At 72.8% G+C, this 1,534-nt stretch carries 1 pseudogene; it reads left to right on the top strand.

What is annotated here, in order from left to right:
• Positions 1 to 805: pseudogene (locus tag IE312_RS39215) on the top strand (transketolase-like TK C-terminal-containing protein); the annotation flags it as partial.
• Positions 806 to 1,534 lie beyond the last annotated feature (729 nt).

Here is a 1,534-nt window from a genome sequence, read left to right as displayed (position 1 = left end):
CGGCGGGACCCGCGTGTACGGCGGCACGTTCCTCACATTCTCCGACTACATGCGCGGTGCGGTGCGGCTGGCCGCGCTCATGCAGCTCCCGGTCACCTACGTGTGGACGCACGACTCCATCGGGCTGGGCGAGGACGGCCCCACCCACCAGCCCATCGAGCACTACGCGGCGCTGCGGGCCATCCCCGGCCTGGACTTCGTCCGCCCCGCCGACGCCAACGAGACCGCGGTGGCCTGGCGCACCATCCTCGAGCACAACGACCGCCCGGCCGGACTCGCCCTGTCCCGGCAGAACCTGCCCGTCTTCGACCGCACAGAATTCGCATCGGCCGAGGGCGTCGCCCGGGGCGGCTACGTGCTGGCCGAAGCCTCCGGCGGCAGTCCTGAGGTCATTCTGATGGGCACCGGAAGCGAGGTGCAGATCGCCGTCGCCGCCCGCGAGAGGCTGGAGGCCGACGGCATCCCGACGAGGGTCGTGTCACTGCCGTGCTGGGAGTGGTTCGCGGCTCAGGACCGGGCCTACCGCGAGCAGGTGCTGCCGCCTGCGGTGCGCGCCCGGGTGAGCGTCGAGGCCGGCGTGCCCATGGGCTGGCGGGAGTTCGTCGGCGACGCCGGCCGCATCGTCGGCCTTGACCACTACGGCGCCAGCGCGGCCTACACCGTGCTGTACGAGAAGTTCGGGCTCACCGCGGACGCGGTCGTCGCCGCGGCCCGGGAAAGCCTTGCCGCCGCCGAGGCACCGCCGCTGGCCCCCGTCGGCCCGGACAGCGCCGGCGTCCTGCAGGACCCCACCGGCGATCGCTGACCCGCCTGCCCCGCCCACGGCGGGGCGGGGCGGGCGCGGCGCACAGCATCGACGGGTCGTCGCCGGCGTCGAGCGTGCGCCGCAGCCGGTCGGACCCCCACCGCAGGTCGGCGGGCTCGTTGAATGTCGGTACGTACCGCAGGTCACGGGAGTGCACTCCGGGAAGAGGGCGGTGGCGTTGTCGGACCCGTTCGCGCGAGTGGTCGCCGACCTGCGGCCCTTCACCGGGCCCCCGACCTGTGACTACTGGCAGCACTGACCGGTACCGCTTCCGAGGGCGTCCCCGCATCGCGCCGGCAGGTACGCGCAATCCGGACAGCAAGGGGGCCACGACCTTCTCCTACATCGCGGGCACCCGCCCGATCAGGACGGTGCACGACGTCCCCGGCGACGGCGACTTCACCGCCACGCTCGGGCTGAAGGACGTACCGGCGGGCGGGCGTCGGAGCCGTAGTGGTTGACCCGGATCGTCTCCCGGGCCTAGCGCCCCGCCGGTCGCGGGCCAACCGGGCCACAGCTGGGCCACAGCGCCCCTGGTGGCAACGCGGGCTCGGCGCTCGTCCACGGCCCTTCTGGTATCACGGGCGGATCGCGTCCCGAGACCTGCAACTGTGCTGGCCATACCACCGCTTGGGCGACGATGACCCTTTCACGTCGGCAGTGAGCGCAGGGCCTTCGTGTAGTCACTGAGGTCGAACTCGTGATGTCGCCGGGTGGCTCAGGTGGGTC

The sequence above is a fragment of the Streptomyces capoamus genome (assembly GCF_014654935.1).
GTDB classification, from domain to species: domain Bacteria; phylum Actinomycetota; class Actinomycetes; order Streptomycetales; family Streptomycetaceae; genus Streptomyces; species Streptomyces capoamus.
The sequence above is the reverse complement of the archived record's forward strand: the minus strand, read 5'-3'. Positions and strand labels throughout refer to the sequence as shown.